Annotated in this window: 25 protein-coding genes; 16 read left to right on the plus strand and 9 right to left on the minus strand. The window is 62.4% G+C overall.

The genetic code is table 11. The annotated features are described in order from the left end of the window. Positions 1–15: 15 nt before the first annotated feature. The 5 genes from BLT09_RS09705 to hslV all read right to left on the minus strand — a co-directional run bounded on the left by BLT09_RS09705 (position 16) and on the right by hslV (position 4,340). Positions 16–981 (minus strand): DUF1402 family protein, encoded by a 966-nt coding sequence (locus BLT09_RS09705; protein WP_091592548.1) that lies wholly within the window; start codon positions 979–981, stop codon positions 16–18. A gap of 245 nt (positions 982–1,226) precedes the next feature. Beyond that, positions 1,227–2,540, minus strand: a complete 1,314-nt coding sequence (hslU, locus tag BLT09_RS09710) for an ATP-dependent protease ATPase subunit HslU (protein WP_023796926.1) — start codon at positions 2,538–2,540, stop codon at positions 1,227–1,229. A 4-nt stretch (positions 2,541–2,544) separates the two neighbouring features. Then, entirely contained in the window at positions 2,545–3,144 is a 600-nt protein-coding gene (locus BLT09_RS09715; protein ID WP_091592958.1) for a DUF2585 domain-containing protein, read from the minus strand. 40 nt (positions 3,145–3,184) lie between these two features. Further along, a complete protein-coding gene (locus BLT09_RS09720; RefSeq protein ID WP_091592960.1) occupies positions 3,185–3,715 on the minus strand; it encodes a GNAT family N-acetyltransferase in 531 nt (176 codons plus the stop codon). A 73-nt stretch (positions 3,716–3,788) separates the two neighbouring features. After that, positions 3,789–4,340, minus strand: a complete 552-nt coding sequence (hslV, locus tag BLT09_RS09725) for an ATP-dependent protease subunit HslV (protein ID WP_023796923.1) — start codon at positions 4,338–4,340, stop codon at positions 3,789–3,791. Between the two features lie 238 nt (positions 4,341–4,578). Between hslV and hisB the strand changes: the two genes are divergently transcribed. The 10 genes from hisB to BLT09_RS34250 all read left to right on the plus strand — a co-directional run bounded on the left by hisB (position 4,579) and on the right by BLT09_RS34250 (position 10,566). Continuing rightward, complete coding sequence (gene hisB, locus BLT09_RS09730; RefSeq protein WP_091592962.1) at positions 4,579–5,178, plus strand: imidazoleglycerol-phosphate dehydratase HisB; 600 nt, start codon at positions 4,579–4,581, stop codon at positions 5,176–5,178. Between the two features lie 3 nt (positions 5,179–5,181). After that, the gene (locus BLT09_RS09735; RefSeq protein WP_091592551.1) at positions 5,182–5,658 is read left to right on the plus strand and encodes a DUF2628 domain-containing protein; all 477 of its coding nucleotides are present in this window, start codon (positions 5,182–5,184) and stop codon (positions 5,656–5,658) included. A gap of 1 nt (position 5,659) precedes the next feature. Next, positions 5,660–6,310, plus strand: a complete 651-nt coding sequence (hisH, locus tag BLT09_RS09740; protein ID WP_091592553.1) for an imidazole glycerol phosphate synthase subunit HisH — start codon at positions 5,660–5,662, stop codon at positions 6,308–6,310. 3 nt (positions 6,311–6,313) lie between these two features. Continuing rightward, positions 6,314–6,604 carry a DUF1330 domain-containing protein gene (locus BLT09_RS09745; RefSeq protein WP_023796919.1) on the plus strand — a complete coding sequence of 97 codons (291 nt, stop codon included), beginning with the start codon at positions 6,314–6,316 and terminating at the stop codon, positions 6,602–6,604. Between the two features lie 3 nt (positions 6,605–6,607). Then, positions 6,608–7,357: a 1-(5-phosphoribosyl)-5-[(5-phosphoribosylamino)methylideneamino]imidazole-4-carboxamide isomerase gene (gene hisA, locus BLT09_RS09750; RefSeq protein WP_091592555.1), complete on the plus strand. Its 750-nt coding sequence runs from the start codon at positions 6,608–6,610 to the stop codon at positions 7,355–7,357. Further along, a complete protein-coding gene (locus BLT09_RS09755; protein ID WP_091592557.1) occupies positions 7,354–8,190 on the plus strand; it encodes an arginase family protein in 837 nt (278 codons plus the stop codon). The genes hisA and BLT09_RS09755 overlap by 4 nt, the downstream gene beginning before the upstream one ends. Next, positions 8,187–8,981, plus strand: a complete 795-nt coding sequence (hisF, locus tag BLT09_RS09760; RefSeq protein WP_167366398.1) for an imidazole glycerol phosphate synthase subunit HisF — start codon at positions 8,187–8,189, stop codon at positions 8,979–8,981. Before BLT09_RS09755 ends, hisF begins: the two co-directional genes overlap by 4 nt. 92 nt (positions 8,982–9,073) lie before the next feature. Then, positions 9,074–9,400 carry a phosphoribosyl-ATP diphosphatase gene (locus tag BLT09_RS09765; RefSeq protein WP_023796915.1) on the plus strand — a complete coding sequence of 109 codons (327 nt, stop codon included), beginning with the start codon at positions 9,074–9,076 and terminating at the stop codon, positions 9,398–9,400. A 24-nt stretch (positions 9,401–9,424) separates the two neighbouring features. Beyond that, entirely contained in the window at positions 9,425–10,384 is a 960-nt protein-coding gene (coaA, locus tag BLT09_RS09770; RefSeq protein WP_091592562.1) for a type I pantothenate kinase, read from the plus strand. Between the two features lie 29 nt (positions 10,385–10,413). Further along, positions 10,414–10,566 (plus strand): hypothetical protein, encoded by a 153-nt coding sequence (locus tag BLT09_RS34250; RefSeq protein ID WP_236473771.1) that lies wholly within the window; start codon positions 10,414–10,416, stop codon positions 10,564–10,566. Between the two features lie 59 nt (positions 10,567–10,625). Here the strand turns inward: BLT09_RS34250 and BLT09_RS09775 are convergent, their stop codons facing one another. The 4 genes from BLT09_RS09775 to BLT09_RS09790 all read right to left on the minus strand — a co-directional run bounded on the left by BLT09_RS09775 (position 10,626) and on the right by BLT09_RS09790 (position 14,221). Further along, entirely contained in the window at positions 10,626–11,243 is a 618-nt protein-coding gene (locus BLT09_RS09775; RefSeq protein WP_091592564.1) for an alpha-ketoglutarate-dependent dioxygenase AlkB, read from the minus strand. 102 nt (positions 11,244–11,345) lie between these two features. Continuing rightward, complete coding sequence (lysM, locus tag BLT09_RS09780; protein WP_077375207.1) at positions 11,346–11,825, minus strand: peptidoglycan-binding protein LysM; 480 nt, start codon at positions 11,823–11,825, stop codon at positions 11,346–11,348. A 180-nt stretch (positions 11,826–12,005) separates the two neighbouring features. Then, the gene (gene arfB / locus BLT09_RS09785) at positions 12,006–12,443 is read right to left on the minus strand and encodes an alternative ribosome rescue aminoacyl-tRNA hydrolase ArfB (protein ID WP_091592566.1); all 438 of its coding nucleotides are present in this window, start codon (positions 12,441–12,443) and stop codon (positions 12,006–12,008) included. A gap of 167 nt (positions 12,444–12,610) precedes the next feature. After that, the gene (locus BLT09_RS09790) at positions 12,611–14,221 is read right to left on the minus strand and encodes a phosphoenolpyruvate carboxykinase (protein WP_091592964.1); all 1,611 of its coding nucleotides are present in this window, start codon (positions 14,219–14,221) and stop codon (positions 12,611–12,613) included. A gap of 344 nt (positions 14,222–14,565) precedes the next feature. On the opposite strand from BLT09_RS09790, the gene BLT09_RS09795 reads away from it, so the two are divergent. The 6 genes from BLT09_RS09795 to ahcY all read left to right on the plus strand — a co-directional run bounded on the left by BLT09_RS09795 (position 14,566) and on the right by ahcY (position 20,201). Continuing rightward, the gene (locus BLT09_RS09795; RefSeq protein ID WP_023796909.1) at positions 14,566–15,267 is read left to right on the plus strand and encodes a response regulator transcription factor; all 702 of its coding nucleotides are present in this window, start codon (positions 14,566–14,568) and stop codon (positions 15,265–15,267) included. 141 nt (positions 15,268–15,408) lie between these two features. Next, positions 15,409–17,190 (plus strand): sensor histidine kinase, encoded by a 1,782-nt coding sequence (locus tag BLT09_RS09800; protein WP_023796908.1) that lies wholly within the window; start codon positions 15,409–15,411, stop codon positions 17,188–17,190. Between the two features lie 100 nt (positions 17,191–17,290). Beyond that, a complete protein-coding gene (locus BLT09_RS09805; RefSeq protein ID WP_091592568.1) occupies positions 17,291–17,752 on the plus strand; it encodes an HPr kinase/phosphorylase in 462 nt (153 codons plus the stop codon). 162 nt (positions 17,753–17,914) lie between these two features. Further along, entirely contained in the window at positions 17,915–18,316 is a 402-nt protein-coding gene (locus BLT09_RS09810) for a PTS sugar transporter subunit IIA (protein WP_027152037.1), read from the plus strand. Further along, positions 18,313–18,609, plus strand: a complete 297-nt coding sequence (locus BLT09_RS09815) for an HPr family phosphocarrier protein (RefSeq protein ID WP_023796904.1) — start codon at positions 18,313–18,315, stop codon at positions 18,607–18,609. Before BLT09_RS09810 ends, BLT09_RS09815 begins: the two co-directional genes overlap by 4 nt. A 191-nt stretch (positions 18,610–18,800) precedes the next feature. After that, on the plus strand, positions 18,801–20,201 hold the full coding sequence (gene ahcY / locus BLT09_RS09820) for an adenosylhomocysteinase (RefSeq protein WP_091592570.1): 1,401 nt from the start codon (positions 18,801–18,803) through the stop codon (positions 20,199–20,201). Positions 20,202–20,271 lie beyond the last annotated feature (70 nt).

A 20,271-nucleotide genomic window follows, 5' to 3' on the forward strand; every position in this document is an offset into this window, starting at 1 on the left:
GAAGTCCAGATCTCATCACTCCTGAAACAGCGCGTTCAGCTCCGGCAGTTTGTCGTTGACCAGCCAGCCATAGTAATTTTCCTCGGGCAGCTTCTCCGGTTCGCCCGCGGCGCGGCGCCTGTCGTTTTCGGCCTTCAGCGCATGGGCGCGCTGCTCAGGATTGCCGACATTGTAGAGGGTCGATGTGATGCCGGGATTGCCCGATATGTCGAAGCCGGCAATGCTCTGATAGGCATCGATCGATTTCCGGATCGTCGCCGCGACATAGTCCAAGGTCAGGTCCGGATCCATGATGGTCTTGTAGACCGCGTTCGGATCGCCGACGTCGAGCTTCGGCAGGCCGGAAACCTGGTGCACGAGATCGCTCATCTGCAAGGCGGTCAGCGGATTGAGCTGGCCCAGGCCAAAAGTCTGGCCGGCATAATAGGGCTGGAAGAAAGTCGCGCCGAAGCGGTCGTCGGGGAAGCTCTCACCGCCGACGGTCTTGCCGCGAAAGGAAAGGTTCCACACCTGCTCGCGGCATTCCCAGAGCTCGTAACTATCCGATTTGCCGACGCATTCCTGGAATTGCGGCCGTTGCACGAAATCGGTGATGTCCTCGCCTTCATAGGCGAAGGACAGCTTGCTCGACAGATAGGAGATCGCCTTGACGTAGTAGGTCTGCAGCCGGTCGTAGGCGTCGACATTGTAGGTGTGCTCGCCGACGATGGCGCCGACGATATGCATAGGATCGATGCCATAGGTCGCTGCTGCCTGCTCGATCTTGCCGCGAAGACCGGCGTCGTGCTGCAGCAGCGCATAGACCTTGCGGTATTTCGACTGGAAGGTGGTGTTGGTGGCCTGGGTGCGCCGGCTTGAGGCGCCCGGTATGTTGGGCTGCTCGACATGACTGTTGCCCGGCGGCACCATCGTCGCCGCTTCGGCGGCGAACATGGCTGTCGCCAGCGTCAGCCCGAGAGTGACGAGGATCGTTTTTTTCATGCGCCGCCGCCTGCAACAACGCATGACCCTCGGAACCGATTTTCGGGGGTCATGCGCAGAACCAACTGTACAGCGTCCTTTGCGCATCCAAAAAGCTGCGCGGCGCTGGTGTTGCCGGCAAACTAGGTAAAGCGGCAACGGGAGTCGAGAGCCCCGTCGCCCGGCAAGACAAAAGCTGGCCAGATGCTTCCATTTGGCAACACGTGCCGGCTCCGCCGGTCCGACTCTTGCGGATGGATCGCCTGCTACAGAATGAATCGCGACAGATCCGTGTTTCTCGACAGATCGCCGACATGCTTCTCCACATAGGCGGCGTCGACTGTCACCGACGTGCCGTGGCGGTCCGGCGCGTCATAGGAGATCTCGTCCAGCACCCGCTCCATCACCGTCTGCAGTCGCCTGGCGCCAATGTTCTCGACGCTGGCGTTGAGATCGACGGCGATGCCGGCCAGTGAATCGATGGCGTCGTCGGTGAAGACGAGATCGACGCCCTCGGTCTTCATCAGCGCGATGTACTGCTTGATCAGGCTGGCCTCGGTCTCGGTCAGGATGCGGACGAAATCGTCCTTCTCCAGCGCACGCAGCTCGACGCGGATCGGCAGACGGCCCTGCAGTTCGGGCAGCAGATCGGATGGCTTGGCAACGTGGAACGCGCCCGATGCGATGAACAGGATGTGATCCGTCTTCACCGGTCCGTATTTGGTCGCGACCGTGGTGCCTTCGACAAGCGGCAGCAGGTCGCGCTGCACGCCTTCGCGGGAAACACCGGCGCCCATGCCGCCTTCGCGCGAGGCGATCTTGTCGATCTCATCGAGGAAGACGATGCCGTCGTTTTCGGTCGATTCGAGCGCCCTGCGCACCACCTCGTCCTGGTCGAGCAGCTTGTCGGACTCGTCGCCGACCAGCACCGCGTAGGATTCCTTCACCGTCGTCTTGCGGGTCTTGGTCTTCTGACCGCCCATCGCTTTCGACAGCATGTCGTTGATGTTCAGCACGCCGATATTGGCGCCCGGCATGCCGGGGATCTCGAAGCCGGGCATGCCGCCGGTGCCGGTATCGCTCACTTCGATCTCGATCTCCTTGTCGTCGAGCTCGCCGTCGCGCAGCTTTTTGCGGAAACTGTCGCGCGTCGCCGGGCTCGCCGTCTTGCCGACGAGCGCCTCCAGCACGCGTTCCTCGGCATTGATATGGGCGCGCGCCTTGACGTCCTCGCGCATCTTCTCGCGCACCAGGCCGATGGCGATCTCGACCAGGTCGCGGATGATCTGCTCGACGTCGCGGCCGACATAGCCGACCTCGGTGAACTTGGTCGCCTCGACCTTGACGAACGGCGCACCGGCAAGGCGCGCCAGGCGGCGCGAGATCTCGGTCTTGCCGACGCCGGTTGGGCCGATCATCAGGATGTTCTTCGGCATCACCTCTTCACGCATCTGGCCTTCGAGCTGTTGGCGGCGCCAGCGGTTGCGCAAGGCGATGGCCACGGCGCGCTTGGCGTCCTTCTGGCCGATGATGAAGCGATCGAGTTCCGAAACGATTTCGCGGGGCGAGAATGTGGTCATGTCGCTAAATTCCACTTTGCCACTGCCGGATGGACTCGAACGGATGCAGCAGCATGATCACGTTGAGTGTCAGATTGTCCCTGATGATGTAGCCGACACCGAATTCGAAGATGAGAGCGAGGGTCACGATCACCCATATAGGAAGCCTGCGCGCCATCACAAATCCCAGCACCATCGCCAGCGTGTCCGCCACCGAATTGACGATGCTGTCGCCGTAATAGTCGAGCGAGATCGTGCCGGCGCGGTAGCGCTCGATGATCAACGGGCTGTTCTCGAGAAGCTCCCAGCCGCCCTCGATGACGACCGCAAATGCCAGCCTGAGCCCGATCGGCGAGCGCGGGAACAGAGCCCACGCCAGCGCATAGAACAGGAAGCCGTGGATGAGGTGCGAGAATGTGTACCAGTCGGAAATATGCTGGGAATTCTCCGAGCTCTGCACGATGCCGTGCCACAGCTTGACATAGCCGCATTCGCAGATCGGCGTTCGGCCCATGCCGTAAAGGGCTCCAGCCTGGAATATGATCAGGCCGAGGACGAGCAGAAGTCCCATCCGCCAGCTGTCTTCATAGGCCGAGACGGTCTTGTCGGCGCCGCTTGTACTCATGCTGTTACTGCCCCTCTTCGGCGCCTTATTCGGCGTCACCCTATTCGATATTGCCCTCTTGGGCGTCGCCCTCTTCGGCGTCAATTGCCATCAGCAAGGCGTCGCCATATTCCGATTGCCTGCGATCGATAGCTCTGAACCCGGCCTTTTGATAGGCACGGATCGCTCGTCCGTTGGATGGATCCGGGTCGATGATGACACGCGGTGCCCCTTCCTCGAACAGCTGTTCCACGAACTGCCGGACAATTGCCGAGCCGTGGCCGCGTCCGACAAGCTCGGGCCTGCCGATCGACAGATCGATGCCGAGCGTGCCGAAAGGCTGGTCGCTGTAGGGGTGGCCGTCCTCCAGATGCGGATCGTAGCTCTGCATGTAGCCGATCGGCTCGCCGTCGAGCTCGATGATCAGCGGCTCGACGGAAATGCTGTCGATATGCTCGCGGATCTGGGCGATCTCCGTCTCGGGATCGTCCCACCACTCGGCGACATGCGGCTCGGCCAGCCATGCCGCGATCATCGGCAGGTCCGCCTCGGTCACCGGTCGAAAATCATATCTATTTTCTCGTTTGGCCATGATCTCCTGCGAACCGAAGGTCAGCGAAGCAAAAACCGGTTTCCACTTTTCGGGATCATGGCCAGCGGCCGGCTCAGCCGGCATCGAGGATTTCGATGACAAAATTGTTGTTGGTGTAGACGCAAATGTCGGATGCGATCTGCATCGCCTTGCGGGCGATTTCTTCGGCATCCTTGTCGGTGTCCATCAGCGCGCGCGCCGCGGCCAGCGCATAATTGCCGCCCGAGCCGATCGCCATGACGCCATGTTCGGGTTCGAGCACGTCGCCGGTGCCGGTCAGCGCCAGCGAGACCGACTTGTCGGCAACCAGCATCATCGCTTCCAGCCGGCGCAGATAGCGGTCGGTGCGCCAGTCCTTGGCGAGTTCGACGCAGGCCCGCGTCAATTGCTCCGGATATTGTTCGAGCTTGGCCTCCAGCCGCTCCAGAAGCGTGAAGGCGTCAGCGGTGGCGCCGGCGAAACCGGCAATGACATTGCCGCTTTTGCCGATTCGGCGCACCTTCTTGGCGTTGCCTTTCATGATCGTCTGGCCAAGGCTGACCTGGCCATCACCGGCGATCACCACCTTGCCGCCCCTGCGCACGGTCAGGATCGTCGTGGCGTGCATGGTCAGTTCGTTCGACATCTCTGCTCCGATCAGCACCGGTCCCGACAAGGCGATTGGCGCATTACGAGTGACTTGATCGACCCTATGTATGCATAGGTCCGACGATTGCCAACCGGTCATCGGCCAGGCTCGATACTGCTTGGCACGGCAACTGGCAATCACCGGATCATGCTGCTAGAAGGCTCTCGTTTTCAAGCATGTGGACGCTTTCAAGCATGTGGACGCTTGAACGCCTGAACTCTGGACAAGGATGAGCATGCCGCCCCGTTCCGCCAACGCAAGCCGCAAGACCAGGGAAACCGACATCTCCGTATCGGTCCAGGTCGACGGCTCGGGAAAATCCGATATTTCGACGGGCGTCGGCTTCTTCGACCACATGCTGGACCAGCTGTCGCGCCATTCGTTGATCGACATGACGGTCAAGGCCAAGGGCGACCTCCACATAGACGACCACCACACGGTCGAGGACACCGGCATCGCGCTCGGTCAGGCGCTGGCCAAGGCACTGGGCGAGCGGCGCGGCATCATGCGCTATGCCTCGATCGATCTCGCCATGGACGAGACGCTGACGCGCGCGGCGATCGACGTTTCCGGCCGTCCTTTCCTTGTCTGGAACGTTGTGTTCTCGTCGCCGAAGATCGGCACGTTCGACACCGAACTGGTGCGCGAATTCTTCCAGGCCCTGGCGCAAAATGCCGGCATCACGCTGCATGTCACCAACCACTACGGCGCCAACAATCACCACATCGCCGAGACCTGCTTCAAGGCGGTGGCGCGTGCGCTGCGTTTCGCGCTTGAAAGCGACCCGCGCCAGCCTGACGCGGTTCCTTCCACCAAGGGATCTCTGAAGGGATAGGCCATGGCCGTCTATGTCGTGATGGAACCGCCGGGCCGCGGCGAAAAGCCTGACACAACGGCCTTTGTCCGTGATGGGTTTTCCTGGCTTGGCTTCCTCGTGCCGCCGCTGTGGCTGCTCTGGCACCGGTTGTGGATCGAGGCAGCACTGGCGTTTGTCGGCATGGCTCTGCTTTCGATGCTTGCCGAAGGGCTGAGCCTTGGGCTGGCCGGCCCGCTGCTGTCGCTGCTGGTATCGCTCTATGTCGGGCTGGAAGGGCAGGCGTTGCGGATCGCCGCGCTGCGCCGTCGTGGCTGGCACGAATGGGGCGTCGTCGAGGCCGACAGGCTCGACGATGCCGATACACGCTATGTGCTGGAAGCCGAAGCGCGTGCGGATGAGCCAGCGCCGGTGCCGCGCATCGTTCCCGACGCTGCCCATGCCCGGCCGGCACAGACAGGCTTGGTGCTCGGACTGACGCACACGCCGGGAAGACCCTGACATGCGGGTCGCGATCATCGATTATGGCTCGGGCAATTTGCGCTCGGCCACCAAGGCCTTCGAGCGCGCCGCGCACGAGGCCGGCATCGCCGCCGCCATCGACCTGACCGCCGATGCCGAGCGTGTCAGAACCGCCGACCGCATCGTCCTGCCCGGCGTCGGCGCCTATGCCGATTGCGCGGCCGGGCTGCGCGCCGTGGCCGGCATGTGGGAAGCGGTCGAGGAGGTCGCGATCGTCAAGCGGCGGCCGTTCCTCGGCATCTGCGTCGGCATGCAGCTGATGTCGGAGCGGGGCCTGGAAAAGACTGTCACAAAAGGCTTTGGCTGGATCGCCGGCGACGTCAAGGAGATCACCCCGGCCGATCCCGCGCTAAAAATCCCGCAGATCGGCTGGAACACGATCGAGCCCACGCGCAAGCATCCGCTGTTTTCCGGCATTCCGACAGGCAGCAAGGGGCTGCACGCCTATTTCGTTCATTCCTACCATCTCGACGCGCAGAAGCCGGACGAGGTGCTGGCGATTGCCGACTATGGTGGTCCGGTTACAGCTGCTGTTACCAGCGACAATCTCGCCGGCACGCAGTTTCATCCCGAAAAGAGCCAGGCGCTTGGCCTGGCGCTGATCACCAATTTCCTGCGCTGGAGGCCCTAAGAAATGAGCAAGAAAGGCTACTGGATGGCGATGGTCGATGTCCGCGATCCCGAGGGCTACAAGCAGTATATCGAGGCGAACGCGGCGGCTTTTGCGAAATATGGCGCGAAGTTTCCCGTGCGGGCGGGGCGTTATGCGAACCCGGAAGGGCCGACAGGCAACCGCCACGTCCTGGTCGAGTTCGAGTCCTACGACAAGGCGATAGAATGCTACGAATCGCCTGAATACCGGGAGGCATTGAAGTACAGGCTTGCCGCCTCGACCGGTCACTTCGTCATTGTTGAAGGCGCCTGAACGGTGATCCTGTTCCCGGCCATCGACCTCAAGGACGGCAAGTGCGTGCGCCTGAAGCACGGCGATATGGCGACCGCGACGATTTACAATGACGACCCGGCCGCGCAGGCCAGGGCTTTCGAACAACAAGGCTTTGAATGGCTGCATGTCGTCGACCTCAACGGCGCCTTCAAGGGCCAGAGCGTCAACGGCGCGGCGGTCGGCACCATTCTCAAGGCAACGAAGAACCCGGTGCAGCTCGGCGGCGGCATCCGCACCCTGGCGCAGGTCGAGGACTGGCTCGATCGCGGCCTGGCCCGCATCATTCTCGGCACGGTGGCGGTGCGCGATCCGGATCTGGTCAGGCAGGCCTGCAAGGCATTCCCGGGCAAGATCGCCGTTGGCATCGACGCCAAAGGCGGCAAGGTGGCGGTCGAGGGCTGGGCCGAGGCCTCTAGTCTCGGCGTCATCGAACTGGCGAAGAAGTTCGAGGGCGCCGGCGTTGCCGCCATCGTCTACACCGACATCGACCGCGACGGTGTGCTGACCGGCATCAACTGGGACGCCACCATCGATCTTGCCGACGCCGTGTCCATCCCGGTCATCGCCTCCGGCGGGCTGGCCTCGATCGCCGACATCGTGCGCATGACGATGCCCGATGCGCAAAAGCTCGAAGGCGCCATCTCAGGGCGTGCACTTTATGACGGACGTATCGACCCGGCCGAGGCATTGGCGATCCTGGCGGCCGGACCGGAGAAGGCGAGGGCGCGATGAAACTCTCGATCATCCTCGCACCCTATGACAGCGGCCTTTACCATGCCGGCTTTGGCCAGGGCCCCGACGCCATCATTGCCGGCGGCCTTGTCGACGAACTTGCCCTGCGCGGCCATGATGTCATCGTCGAGGACATCGGCGAGGTCGGCGATGCCCAGAGACGCGAAATCGCGACAGGTTTCGCGGTTTGTCGGGCAGTCGCCAACAAGGTCGACATGGCGCGCGACGATGAGCGTTTTCCCATCGTGCTCGCCGGAAATTGCCTGACCGCCGCCGGTGCGGTGGCTGGCGACGCCGCTGATTCGATCATCTGGATCGATCAGCATGGCGATCTCAACACGCCCGAGACGTCCGCCTACGGCTTTCTCGACGGCATGGCGCTGGCGACGACGCTGGGGCTCTGCTGGCGGCCGATGACGTCAGCGATTCCCGGCTTCCAGGCGATCGACCCGTCGCGGTGCATGCTGGTCGACGCGCGCGACCTCGATCCAGATGAAAGGCGGCTTCTCGATACGTTGCCGATCATTCGCGCCCAGTGGACCGATGCACTCGACAATGTCGGAAAGCTCAAGGCGGCCGGCGCGGCCCAAGTGCATTTGCATCTTGATCTGGATGTTCACGATCCGGATGTGCTGCAAGTGAACCGCTATGCGCTACCGGGAGGTCCAAATCCGGAGCAGCTGCGGCAACTGGTTTGCGGGCTGGCCAAGTCGATCCCGATCGTCGGCATCACCCTGTCCGCCTATGATCCTGCCTTTGACGCCAAAGGCGAGGTTCCGCCTGTCGTTGGGCAATTGCTTGGCGATTTTCTTGCCGCGCATGCGAGGATCTGATGCTGAAAGCCCGCGTCATCCCCTGTCTCGACGTCAAGAACGGCCGCGTCGTCAAAGGCGTCAATTTCGTCGACCTGATCGATGCCGGCGATCCGGTCGAAGCGGCCAAGGCCTATGATGCCGCCGGCGCCGACGAGCTCTGTTTCCTCGACATCACCGCCTCGTCCGAAAATCGCGAGACCATCTTCGACATCGTCGCCCGCACCGCCGAGCAATGCTTCATGCCGCTGACCGTCGGCGGCGGCGTGCGCCAGGTCGCCGACATAAGAAAGCTGCTTTTGGCCGGCGCCGACAAAGTGTCGATCAACACGGCGGCAGTGAGGAATCCCGATTTCATCGCCGAGGCGGCCGACAAGTTCGGCAACCAGTGCATCGTCGTCGCCATCGATGCCAAGATAGTGTCAGGCGAAGGCGAGGCCGACCGCTGGGAGATTTTCACCCATGGCGGCCGCGAGAAGACCGGCATCGACGCGGTCGAATTCGCTCAGCAGATGGTCGATCGCGGCGCCGGCGAGATTCTGCTGACGTCGATGGACCGCGACGGCACCAAGGCCGGCTACGACATCGCGCTCACCCGCGCGGTCGCCGACGCGGTGCGTGCGCCGGTCATCGCCTCAGGCGGCGTCGGCACGCTCGATCACCTGGTCGAGGGCATTCGCGACGGCCATGCCGGCGCGGTGCTGGCGGCATCGATTTTCCATTTCGGCACGTACAGCATTGCCGAAGCCAAGTCGCACATGGCCCGAGCCGGCCTGCCGATGCGACTGGACTCGTCAGGGGATCGGCTCTAAAGCATGATCCCGAACCGAAGGTCCGCGCGCCAGCCAAAAGGGGGAACCGGTTTCGGAAAAGATCATGCTTAAACAAGCAGATAGATAGCGCCATGGCTGAGTTTTCGCTCTCCGATCTGGAGACAATCATCAGGGAACGCGCGCATTCCGGCGATCCGGATTCGTGGACGGCAAAGCTGTTCGCGCGCGGCATCGACAAGGCGGCGCAGAAGCTCGGCGAAGAGGCGGTCGAAACGGTGATCGCGGCCGTTGGCGGTGACAGGCAAGCCCTCGTTTCGGAAAGCGCCGATCTCATCTATCATTGGCTCGTCGTTCTGGGTGTCGCCGGCGTTCCGCTTGCCGATGTCCTGACCGAACTCGAGCGCCGCACCGGTCGTTCGGGCATCGCCGAAAAGGCGTCTCGGCAGGACCGGGGCTGATCGCTGCGGAGGGCAGGAAACTCGATGGACCAGCTCGCCCCCACCGAGAAATATTCGCCCTTCCGTTTTTTCTCGGCGGAAGAATGGTCGCAGTTCCGCGCCGATACGCCGATGACGCTCGGCGAGGACGAGATCCGTCGCCTGCGTTCGCTCAACGACCCGGTCGACCTCGAAGAGGTCAAGCGCATCTATCTTTCGCTATCTCGGCTGTTGTCGGCCCATGTCGAGGCTAGCCAACTGCTGTTCAGGCAGCGCCAGGCCTTCTTCAACGCGGTGGATGTCGTCAAGACGCCCTTCATCATCGGCATTGCCGGCTCCGTCGCGGTCGGCAAATCGACCACGGCGCGCGTCCTCAAGGAATTGCTGGCGCGCTGGCCGTCGAGCCCCAAGGTCGATCTGATCACCACCGACGGCTTCCTGCTTCCCAACGAAATCCTGCGCCGCAACAATTTGATGGAGCGCAAGGGCTTTCCCGATAGCTACGATGTCGGCGCCCTGCTGCGTTTCCTGTCGGGCATCAAATCGGGGCAGCGCAATGTCCGCGCGCCAGTCTATTCGCACCTGACCTACGACGTCGTTCCCGGCGCGTTCCAGACCATCGACCGGCCGGACATATTGATCTTCGAAGGCATCAACGTCCTGCAGCCGGGCAAGCTGCCAAAGGACGGCAAGATCGTGCCTTTCCTGTCGGATTTCTTCGACTTCGCCATCTATATCGATGCCGAGGAGGAGCTGATCCATCAATGGTACATCGCCCGCTTCATGCGGCTGCGCGAGACCGCCTTCCGCGATCCGGACTCCTTCTTCCACCGCTATTCGCAACTTTCGCAAGCAGCGGCCCGCGCCATCGCCGAAGGCCTGTGGGCCAACATCAACCTGAAAAATCTGCGCGAGAACATTCTGCCGACGCGAGCCCGCGCCGATCTCATCCTGCGCAAGGGCGCCAATCATCTGGTCGAGGAAGTAGCGCTCAGGAAGCTGTAACGAAGCGGTTAACGGCGGGCAGCTCGGCCTTGCCGGTCGCGATTCCGATCCTGCTCACCTGTATTCTCCTTCCCGTGGTCAACTTCGTCGTTCTCGAACGCTGGATCTTTTCCGGTCGCTCAGTCGCGGGCCTCGGCCGTGACACGAAGCGGGTGCCGGTTTTGGGAAAATCCGATGCCTGAAAAAAGTGATGAGCGGCGATACGGCTCGACTTGAAAGTCCGCGCTTTTGCGCGACAGCATTAGCCAGGATAGGTCACCCGCCGCAGCGTCAGATTGATCCGGCCGCCATTCCTGAGCAGTGCCGAGGTTGACGGATAGATACGGTCGACGCCGTGGAAACAGAGGCGCCCTTCGCCGCCAAGCACGACGACGTCGCCGCTTTTCAGCCTGAACGATTTGGTGCCGCCTTCGCGCGTGCTCTGGCCGACCCTGAACAGGCAATCGTCGCCCAGTGAAACGGAGACGACCGGCGCGGAGAAATCGATCTCGTCGCGGTCCTGATGAAGGCCCATCTTCGCGTCGGGCGAATAGAAATTGACCAGGCAAGCCTCCGGCGGATGGGGATAGGCAGACACCTCGCGCCACAGCTCCAGCAGCACGTCCGGGATCGGCGGCCAGGGCGTCCCGGTCACCGGGTGCGTCGGCTGGTAGCGATAGCCGTGCTCCTTGTCGGTGACCCAGCCAAGCGAACCGCAATTCGTCATGCGCACGCTCATCTCCTTGCCGGTGCGCGGCATCGCCGGCACGAACAGCGGCGCTTCCTGCACGACCTGCCTCACATCCTCGACCAGCGCTTCCTGCACCGCGCGGGACAGATAGAGGGGCATGTGGCGGACGCCTTTGGGCAGAACGAGCATGGTCGTTTGATCCGTTGGTCTGCAAACGACCAGAATGCCACCATCATACGAAAACGGCGACCCGAAAGCCGCCGCCATTGTTGCCGATCTGGCTCGATCTGGTCAGGCCTGATCGAGATCCGGGATGCGCAGAACCTGCCCCGGATAGATCTTGTCCGGGTCGGTCAGCATCGGCTTGTTGGCCTCGAAAATGACCGTGTTCTTCGCACCCTTGCCCTTGCCATAGCTCTTTTCGGCGATCTTCCAGAGATTGTCGCCTTTCTTGACCGTGTAGAAGGTCGGTTGCTTGGCCGGGGCTGCAGGCGTGCCGGCCTCGGGTGCGGCGACCTGCAATTCATCCGCCTGCACCTTGGACACGCCGAGCGTGTTGCCGACGGCGATGATGGCTTTTTCGAAGATCGACTGGTCCTTGACCACGCCTTTCAGCACAGCCGTGTCGCCCTTGACGTCGACTTCCACATTGTCGGTGCCGAGCGCGTGCGAATCGAGTTCCTTCTTCAGCGTATCGGCGGTCGGCTCCGGCTCATCGTCGCCGAAGCCGAGCTTCTTGCCGACGCCCTTGACGAAATCAAACATGCCCATCTGCGGTCTCCTTGCTGTGACGAATACCGAACTTGCCACCTGCAACCTCGAATTGGAAGCGGTCTCGACCGCGATCGATGTCGCGCCTCCCGCATCGGCCCAGAACTCGGAATCGATTTTTGGAAAAGCACGATGCGTGGCTGCCAGAGCGCGCGCCTTGTGCGTCCGGGTGGACGCGCGTCAATCGTCGTCCACCCGACCGCGCAGCTTCTTGATCGTGCCGCGCCCAGCCTTGGTCTTCAGCCGCCTTTCGACCGCGCCTTTCGACGGCCTCGTCTTCTTGCGCGGCGGCGGCGGCGGTTCGGCGGCCCTGGCGACCAGTTCCGCAAGCCGCGCCCGGGCGTCCGCCCGGTTCTGCTCTTGCGTGCGGAAGCGTCCGGCCTCGATGACGATAACGCCGTCCTTGGTGGCGCGCTGGCCGGCCAGCCTTATGGTTCGCTCGCGGACGCGCTCCGACAGGCCCGGCGCATTCGCCGCATCGAAGCGCAATTGCACCGCCGTCGCCACCTTGTTGACGTTCTGGCCGCCGGGGCCGGACGAGCGGATGAAGTCCTCGTGCAGGTCATCCGGATGGATCACCGCATCGTCGGCAATGATGATCTTGTCGTCGGCATTCATGCCGCAGTCATGGCGCGGCGAACGAAAAAAGAAAAGGCCCGATCCCCGGATCGGACCTTCCCCCGGGTTGGGCCTTCCCGATCCCGGTCCCGGGTCGGGCCTTCCCGATCCCGGTCCCGGGTCGGGCGTTCCCGACCCCGGTCCGGCGCCTCGAGACGCAGCGGCGACTATTCCGCGGCTTCGCGCATGCGCGGCGCGGCGCCGAGCACGATGGCGTCGACATGCGGTTCGAATTTTTCGAAATTGACGGCGAACATGCCGACCAGCCTTGCCGCCTGCAGGTCATAGGCTGAGGTATCGGCCCATGTCGATCTTGGGTCGAGAATGGCACGGTCGACGCCCGCGACCGCCACCGGCACCTCGAAACCAAAATTGGCGTCGGTCCGGTAATCGGCCCCTTTCAGCGAGCCGTCGAGCGCTGCGGCGAGCAGCGCCCGCGTCGCCTTGATCGGCATCCGCTTGCCGGTGCCGTAGGCGCCGCCGGTCCAGCCGGTGTTGACCAGCCAGCAATCAACACCGTGATGGGCGATCAGCTCGCGCAGCAGATTGCCGTATTCCGACGGATGGCGCGGCATGAACGGTGCGCCGAAACAGGTCGAAAACGTCGCTTCGGGTTCAGTGACGCCCTTTTCGGTCCCTGCCACCTTGGCGGTGTAGCCGGAGAGGAAATGATACATCGCCTGCGCCGGGGTCAGCCGGGCGATCGGCGGCATCACGCCGAATGCGTCGGCGGTCAGCATGATGATGTTTTTCGGGTGACTGGCGCGGCCTGTCTTGCTGGCGTTGGGGATGAAGTGGAGCGGATAGGCGCAGCGCGTGTTTTCAGTGAGATTGCCGTCGTTGAAATCCGGCACGCGGCCGGCGTCGAGCACCACATTCTCCAGCACCGTGCCGAAGCGCTGGGTGGTGGCGAAGATCTCCGGCTCGGCTTCGGCCGAGAGCTTTATCGTCTTGGCATAGCAGCCGCCTTCGAAGTTGAAGATGCCATGCGGACCCCAGCCGTGCTCGTCGTCGCCGACCAGCGTGCGCGACGGATCGGCCGACAGCGTCGTCTTGCCGGTTCCAGAGAGGCCGAAGAAGATGGCCGCGTCTCCGCCGGCGCCTTCATTGGCCGAGCAATGCATCGGCATCACGCCCTTCGCCGGCAACTGATAGTTGAGCACGGTGAACACCGATTTTTTCATTTCGCCGGCATAGGAGGTGCCGCCGATCAGCACGATCATGCGCGTCAGATCGACGGCGATCACGGTTCCGGATCGGGTGCCGTGGCGGACGGGATCGGCCCGAAACGACGGCAGGTCGATGATCGTCAACTCGGGCACGAAATTCTCGAGCTCGGCGGCTTGCGGGCGAATCAGCAGATTGCGGATGAACAAGGAGTGCCAGGCAAGCTCCGTGACGACCCGGGTCGTCAGCTTCAAGTCCTCATCGGCGCCGCCGACCAGGTCCTGCACATAAAGATCCTTGTCCGCCGCATGGGCGCGAAAATCGGCGAGCAGCGTATCGAACTGGGCCGGCGAAATCGCCTTGTTGTTGTCCCACCATACATGCGGCCCGGTGGTCTCGTCGCGGACGACGAATTTGTCCTTGGGCGAGCGGCCGGTGTGCTGCCCGGTCTCGGCGACCAGCGCGCCATGCGCGGTGAGCCGGGCCTCGCCGCGGCGGATCGCTTCCTCGTAAAGGACGGCCTCGCCGAAATTATAGCGCACCGCGCCGGTGGTTTTCAGGCCGATCCGGTCGATCGCCCATGCGGGATTGCGTTTGCCGGCTTCCGACATGAGGGGTTCCTTCTTCGATTGCAGCATCCTGGCCGGCGAACTTCCGGAGCCCCCAACGATGGAGACTGTAACGGTCAGAACCAGAAAAGCCAAATGATATCAAATATTTAATCGATTTAAATATTTTGAAAGTTGTTTAAATCGTTTATATGTGCGAAAAATCAGGCGGGTGCCCAAAGGATTGGCGGTCTGTATCGGTCCAATCCATGTTGAGGTGAGATTGTGGCCGCCGGCATGCCGCTCGTGACAGCGGACGAAGCCTGTGCCACATTTTGTACCTAATTTGTCCTGCAAAAGCCCCTTCTCGACCAAAGAAGGGACAGCTCATGAGGGAGCCACTTGAAATGGCAACAATCGCGCTTGTCGACGACGACCGCAACATTCTGACTTCGGTGTCGATCGCCCTCGAATCGGAGGGGTATCGCGTCGAAACCTATACGGATGGGGCGTCGGCGCTGGAAGGCCTGGCGGCGCGCCCGCCGAATCTCGCCATCCTCGACATCAAGATGCCGCGCATGGACGGCATGGAGCTTCTGCGCCGGATGCGCCAGAAATCCGACCTGCCGGTGATCTTCCTGACGTCCAAGGACGACGAGATCGATGAGCTTTTCGGCCTCAAGATGGGCGCCGACGACTTTATCCGCAAACCCTTCTCGCAGCGTCTTCTGGTCGAGCGGGTTCGCGCCGTGCTGCGCCGTGCCAGCGCCCGCGAGGCGTCGGCCAAGACGCCCAACCAGCAGGCCCGTTCGCTTGAGCGCGGCCAGCTTGTCATGGACCAGGAGCGCCACACTTGTACCTGGAAAGGCGAGCCGGTGACGCTTACCGTCACCGAATTCCTGATCCTGCATTCTCTGGCCCAACGCCCCGGTGTGGTAAAAAGCCGTGATGCGCTGATGGATTCGGCCTATGACGAGCAGGTCTATGTCGATGACCGCACCATCGACAGTCACATCAAGCGGCTTCGCAAGAAGTTCAAGGCCGTCGATGATGACTTCGAGATGATCGAAACCCTTTACGGAGTCGGATATCGGTTTCGCGAAGCGTAAATAGGCAATAGGCAGTAGGGAATAGTCGGTAGTCAGTTTTGAATGGTGCGAACGGCCACTCAGCATCGCCGCGACCTCAGCCAACCATTTTTCTATTCCCTACTGCCTACTCACTAATTACTAAGCGGGGGCTGCTATTCGATGGCAGTGGACGTAGAGCGAGTGAGACGGACGGGCGCCCGGCGCCCGTCGCGGATTCTGCCCGCATTCCTGTCGAGGATCACGGTGCCGATGCGCCGCTTCCTCGGCCACCATATCTTTTCCAGCCTGACGCGGCGCATTCTCTTCCTCAACCTCGCCGGCCTGGCCGTCCTGGTCACCGGCATTCTCTACCTCAACACGTTTCGCGACGGGCTGATCGATGCCCGCGTCGAGAGCCTGATGACCCAGGGCGAGATCATCGCCGGCGCGATCGCCGCATCGGCGACGGTCGAGACCGATTCGATCAGCATCGATCCGGAAAAGCTGCTTGAACTGCAGGCCGGCGAAAGCCTGGGCCCCGGCTCCGATCAACTCGACAATCTGGACTTTCCGATCAATCCGGAGCGCGTCGCGCCGGTGCTCAGGCGCTTGATTTCGCCGACGCGGACGCGCGCCCGGATCTATGACCGCGACGCCAATCTGCTGCTCGATTCGCGCCACCTCTATTCGCGCGGCCAGATTCTTCGCTACGATCTGCCGCCGACCGACAAGGAAGAGCCCGATCTTCTCGAGCGAATCCAGAAATTCGTCTTCGACTTCTTCCGCAACACCGCGCTGCCGGTCTACCATGAGCAGCCGGGCGGCAACGGCGCTGCATTTCCGGAGGTGGTCAAGGCGCTTACCGGCAGCCCGTCGACCATCGTGCGGATCTCCGAACAGGGCGAGCAGATTGTTTCGGTCGCCGTGCCGATCCAGCGCTTCCGCGCCGTCCTCGGCGTGCTGATGCTGTCGACGGAAGGCGGCGACATCGACAAGATCGTCGCGGCCGAGCGCAAGGCGATCCTGCGCGTCTTCGGCATCGCCGCCCTTGTCACCGCCATCCTGTCGATGCTGCTTGCTTCGACCATCGCCAACCCGCTGCGCCGGCTGTCGGCGGCGGCGGTCAGGGTGCGGCGCGGCGTCAAGAATCGCGAGGAAATCCCGGACTTCTCCGACCGGCAGGACGAGATCGGCAATCTGTCGATCGCCGTGCGCGACATGACCAATGCGCTCTACGCCCGCATCGAGGCGATCGAAAGTTTCGCCGCCGACGTATCGCACGAATTGAAGAACCCGCTGACCTCGCTGCGCAGCGCGGTAGAGACCCTGCCTCTGGCCAAGAACGAGGCGTCGCGCGCCCGGCTGATGGAGATCATCCAGCACGACGTCCGGCGGCTGGACCGTCTCATCACCGACATTTCCGATGCCTCCCGTCTTGACGCCGAGCTCGCGCGCGAAGACGCAGGAACCGTGGATCTCAAGAAATTCATCACCGATCTGGTCGACGTTTCGCGCACGGCCACGCGCAACAAGAAGACGGTCGACATCGAGTTCAAGGTCGCCAAACTGCCGCAGGGCGTCAAAGGCTATTTCGTCGCCGGCCATGATCTGAGGATCGGCCAGGTCATCACCAACCTGATCGAGAATGCCCGCTCCTTCGTTCCTGAGGAGCGCGGCCACATCGCCATATCGCTGGCGCGCGCCGGTAAGGTCAACATCATCACCGTCGACGACAATGGTCCCGGTATAAGGGCCGACAACATCGACCGCATCTTCGAGCGCTTCTACACCGACCGGCCGGCCGGCGAGGCGTTCGGCCAGAACTCGGGTCTTGGCCTGTCGATCAGCAGGCAGATCGTCGAAGCCCATGGCGGCACGCTGACCGCCGAGAACATCCCGGGCACCAAACCCGGCGAGATCAAGGGCGCGCGTTTCGTCGTGACACTGCCGGCGGAAGGCTGACGCATGATCCCGAAAAGTGGGAACCGGTTTTCGGACAAGATCATGCGTGAACCAAAAAGCATGATCCCGAAAAGTGGCGACCGGTTTCCGGACAAGAATCATGCCTGAGCCGACTGTGAAGGCTGAGAACATTCACGGCACGGCGATCCTGATCGGCGAGCGTGGTGTCCTCATCACGGGACCGTCCGGGTCGGGCAAGACGACGCTGGCGTTCGCCCTCATCGATCATTGCCGCCAACGTGGATTGTTTTCGCGGCTGATCGGTGACGACAGGCTCCTCGCGGCCGATCACGCGGGGCGGCTGGTCTGCCGGGTGCCCGCTCCCATCGCCGGCCTCGCCGAGGTGCCCGGATTCGGCCCGCGGCCATTGTCGTTCGAGCCCGGCGGCGTCATCGACCTTTGCGTCCGGCTGGTCCCGGCAAGCGAAATGGACCGCTTCCAGGAAGATGCCAGCGAGTTCATCGCGGGCTGTCCGGTGCCACGTATTGATCTTGCCGAACGCAATGTTCCGGCGGCCCTGCCGGCCGTGATGGCGCGGCTGCCAATTGCGCCTTTCGTATGATGCGATTTCGAATTGTTGCTGCAATGCGTCAAAATGGCCTGCGCCTGTGCAATTTTGGGCTTGTCAACGCGCCTCGCGTCGACAAGATAGCGCTCCCGCCGCCTGAAAAGGCCGGCGAGCATGAAACGCCTGTGAAGCGGCGATGACGGGAGCCACCAAAGAATGATCGGACTCGTGCTTGTAACGCACGGTCAACTGGCCGCCGAATTCCGCCATGCCGTGGAACATGTCGTCGGGCCACAAGACAGTTTCGAGACCGTCGCGATCGGCGCCGATGACGATATGGAGCAGCGCCGCAGCGACATCATCGATGCCGTTGCCCGTGTCGACACGGGAGCGGGCGTCATCGTCTTGACAGACATGTTCGGCGGCACGCCTTCCAATCTTGCAATTTCGGTGATGGAATCCGGTCGTACCGAGGTCATTGCCGGCATGAACCTGCCGATGCTGATCAAGCTGTCCAGCATTCGCAAGGGCGACAATATGAGCGCAGCGCTGGACGAGGCGCAGGCGGCCGGCCGCAAATACATCAATGTCGCCAGCCAGCTTCTGAGCAGCAAATGAGCGCGCTGTCGGCCAACAAGGGTGACATCGTCCGGGAATTTCCAATCGTCAACCAGCGTGGCCTGCATGCCCGCGCCTCGGCAAAATTCGTTCAGGTTGCCAGCGGCTTCGACGCCTCCGTCCAGGTCGAGAAGGACGGCGTCACGGTTGGTGGCACCTCGATCATGGGCCTCATGATGCTGGCGGCAAGCCCCGGCTATTCGATCCGCGTCACCGCCAGCGGCCCGGAGGCCGAGCAGGTGATCGACGCGCTGGAGCAACTGGTCGCCTCCCGCTTCGGCGAAGAGTCCTGACGCCTGGAGCGCGTCGCGGCTGAACCCGATTTCGCGCCGGCGCGCCTCTGAGGACATGCACGGATAAAGATTTCTTTATATCCCATTGTCGTCCGACCGACGATCTGCTAGTCAGGCCGGCAACTCGCGCCCTTCGACACGCCTTCCGGCGCGGGCGCATCCCGAAGACAATTCTTGATCGGAGCACTGCCATGACGGGTAGCAATGACTATGTGGTCGCCGACATCTCGCTTGCCGGCTGGGGCCGCAAGGAGATCGAGATCGCCGAAACCGAAATGCCGGGCCTGATGGCCTGCCGCGAAGAATTTGGCGAGGCGCAGCCGCTCAAGGGCGCGCGCATCACCGGCTCGCTGCACATGACCATCCAGACGGCGGTGCTGATCGAAACGCTGAAGGCGCTCGGCGCCGAGATCCGCTGGGCCTCCTGCAACATCTTCTCGACCCAGGACCATGCGGCCGCGGCCATCGCCGAGGCCGGCATTCCGGTCTTCGCGGTCAAGGGCGAGTCGCTCGAGGACTACTGGGTCTACACCGACAAGATATTCCAGTGGGCCGATGGCGGCACTTCCAACATGATCCTCGACGATGGCGGCGATGCCACCATGTACATCCTGATCGGCGCGCGCGCCGAAGCCGGCGAGGATGTGCTCTCCAATCCGGGCAGCGAGGAGGAAGAAATCCTGTTTGCCCAGATCAAGAAGCGGATGGCGGCATCGCCCGGTTTCTTCGCCAAGCAGAAGGAAGCGATCCGCGGCGTCACCGAAGAGACTACCACCGGCGTCAACCGGCTCTATCAGTTGCAGAAGAAGGGCCTGCTGCCGTTCCCGGCGATCAACGTCAACGATAGCGTGACCAAGTCGAAATTCGACAATAAATATGGCTGCAAGGAATCGCTGGTCGACGGCATTCGCCGCGGCACCGACACGATGATGGCCGGCAAGGTTGCGGTCGTCTGCGGCTATGGCGACGTCGGCAAGGGCTCTTCGGCGTCGCTCAAGGGCGCCGGCGCCCGCGTCAAGGTCACCGAGGTCGATCCGATCTGCGCATTGCAGGCGGCAATGGACGGCTTCGAAGTCGTCACCCTCGAAGATGCCGCCCCGACCGCCGACATCATCATCACCACCACCGGCAACAAGGATGTCGTCACCATCGACCATATGCGGGCGATGAAGGACATGGTGATCGTCGGCAATATCGGCCACTTCGACAACGAGATCCAGGTGGCGTCGCTGCGCAATCTGAAGTGGACCAACATCAAGCCGCAGGTCGACATGATCACCTTCCCGGACGGCAAGCGGATGATCCTTTTGTCGGAAGGCCGCCTGCTCAATCTCGGCAACGCCACCGGCCACCCGAGCTTCGTCATGTCGGCGTCGTTCACCAACCAGGTGCTGGCCCAGATCGAGCTGTACAGCAAGCCCGGCCAGTATCAGAACCAGGTCTATGTCCTGCCGAAGCATCTCGATGAAAAGGTCGCGCGCCTGCATCTCGACAAGCTCGGCGCCCGGCTTACCGAACTGTCCGGCGAACAGGCCGCCTATATCGGCGTGACCCCGCAGGGACCGTTCAAGCCGGAACACTACCGCTATTAACCACAGCGGAAATTACCACTAGATATTGAGGCCGGGCGATTGACTTTCGCCCGGCTTTATTTTTGCGCTG

This window comes from Mesorhizobium muleiense (assembly GCF_900099905.1).
GTDB lineage: Bacteria > Pseudomonadota > Alphaproteobacteria > Rhizobiales > Rhizobiaceae > Mesorhizobium > Mesorhizobium muleiense.

Coding starts and splice junctions, on each gene's coding strand:
- BLT09_RS09720 (WP_091592960.1), bottom strand. CDS start 3,715: ATGGCCAAACGAGAAAATAGATATGATTTTCGACCGGTGACCGAGGCG.
- hslV (WP_023796923.1), bottom strand. CDS start 4,340: ATGTCGAACGAACTGACCATGCACGCCACGACGATCCTGACCGTGCGC.
- coaA (WP_091592562.1), top strand. CDS start 9,425: ATGGACCAGCTCGCCCCCACCGAGAAATATTCGCCCTTCCGTTTTTTC.
- BLT09_RS09815 (WP_023796904.1), top strand. CDS start 18,313: ATGAGCGCGCTGTCGGCCAACAAGGGTGACATCGTCCGGGAATTTCCA.
- BLT09_RS09810 (WP_027152037.1), top strand. CDS start 17,915: ATGATCGGACTCGTGCTTGTAACGCACGGTCAACTGGCCGCCGAATTC.
- hisH (WP_091592553.1), top strand. CDS start 5,660: ATGCGGGTCGCGATCATCGATTATGGCTCGGGCAATTTGCGCTCGGCC.
- BLT09_RS09745 (WP_023796919.1), top strand. CDS start 6,314: ATGAGCAAGAAAGGCTACTGGATGGCGATGGTCGATGTCCGCGATCCC.
- lysM (WP_077375207.1), bottom strand. CDS start 11,825: ATGGGCATGTTTGATTTCGTCAAGGGCGTCGGCAAGAAGCTCGGCTTC.
- ahcY (WP_091592570.1), top strand. CDS start 18,801: ATGACGGGTAGCAATGACTATGTGGTCGCCGACATCTCGCTTGCCGGC.
- hisB (WP_091592962.1), top strand. CDS start 4,579: ATGCCGCCCCGTTCCGCCAACGCAAGCCGCAAGACCAGGGAAACCGAC.
- hslU (WP_023796926.1), bottom strand. CDS start 2,540: ATGACCACATTCTCGCCCCGCGAAATCGTTTCGGAACTCGATCGCTTC.
- BLT09_RS09790 (WP_091592964.1), bottom strand. CDS start 14,221: ATGTCGGAAGCCGGCAAACGCAATCCCGCATGGGCGATCGACCGGATC.
- BLT09_RS09805 (WP_091592568.1), top strand. CDS start 17,291: ATGCCTGAGCCGACTGTGAAGGCTGAGAACATTCACGGCACGGCGATC.
- BLT09_RS09775 (WP_091592564.1), bottom strand. CDS start 11,243: ATGCTCGTTCTGCCCAAAGGCGTCCGCCACATGCCCCTCTATCTGTCC.
- BLT09_RS09800 (WP_023796908.1), top strand. CDS start 15,409: ATGGCAGTGGACGTAGAGCGAGTGAGACGGACGGGCGCCCGGCGCCCG.
- BLT09_RS09715 (WP_091592958.1), bottom strand. CDS start 3,144: ATGAGTACAAGCGGCGCCGACAAGACCGTCTCGGCCTATGAAGACAGC.
- BLT09_RS09705 (WP_091592548.1), bottom strand. CDS start 981: ATGAAAAAAACGATCCTCGTCACTCTCGGGCTGACGCTGGCGACAGCC.
- BLT09_RS09735 (WP_091592551.1), top strand. CDS start 5,182: ATGGCCGTCTATGTCGTGATGGAACCGCCGGGCCGCGGCGAAAAGCCT.
- BLT09_RS09755 (WP_091592557.1), top strand. CDS start 7,354: ATGAAACTCTCGATCATCCTCGCACCCTATGACAGCGGCCTTTACCAT.
- arfB (WP_091592566.1), bottom strand. CDS start 12,443: ATGAATGCCGACGACAAGATCATCATTGCCGACGATGCGGTGATCCAT.
- BLT09_RS09795 (WP_023796909.1), top strand. CDS start 14,566: ATGGCAACAATCGCGCTTGTCGACGACGACCGCAACATTCTGACTTCG.
- BLT09_RS09765 (WP_023796915.1), top strand. CDS start 9,074: ATGGCTGAGTTTTCGCTCTCCGATCTGGAGACAATCATCAGGGAACGC.